The organism is Paracoccus sp. Z118 (genome assembly GCF_019061185.1).
Lineage (GTDB): Bacteria > Pseudomonadota > Alphaproteobacteria > Rhodobacterales > Rhodobacteraceae > Paracoccus.
The window spans coordinates 1-482 of the sequence record NZ_JAHQZU010000124.1 but is presented as its reverse complement, the minus strand read 5'-3'; the positions used below and the strand labels follow the sequence as shown (position 1 = coordinate 482).

General features: G+C 64.7%; 1 protein-coding gene. It reads left to right on the top strand.

The features are described 5' to 3' along the window. Nucleotides 1–63 precede the first annotated feature (63 nt). Nucleotides 64–482, top strand: a 419-nt coding sequence (locus tag KTN05_RS17815) for a YoaK family protein (protein WP_254368350.1), incomplete at its 3' end; no start/stop codon positions are given.

The window sequence follows — 482 nt, the reverse complement described above, 5'->3', positions numbered from 1 at the left end:
GCCGGCGTCGCGGGTGCGTCGAACGCGGGCGGCTTCTTCGCGCTTGGCGCCTATACGTCGCACATGACCGGCTATCTCTCGCAACTTGCCGACAACCTTGTGATCGGGAATCTGGAGGTTGCGCTGATCGCGGCAATTGCCATCGGCGCCTTCGTCGCGGGCGCTGCGTTCAGCACCATCCTGATCAACTGGGCGCGGCTTCGAAGCGTGGGGCGGCAATATTCGCTTCCGATAGCCCTGCAGGGCGGCCTTCTGATCTGCTTCGCGGCGGGCGGGATCTTTACCAGCGAGACCGGGCGTGTCTTCTCGCTGGCCTGCCTCTGCTTCATCATGGGCATGCAGAACGCCACGATCACGAAGATCTCCGGCGCGCGGATCCGCACGACACATGCGACCGGCATGATCACGGATATCGGAATCGAACTGGGCCGCGAGGTCTTCGGCCGCGCTCACCCGTCAAGGCGGATTGCGGCCGACAGGGC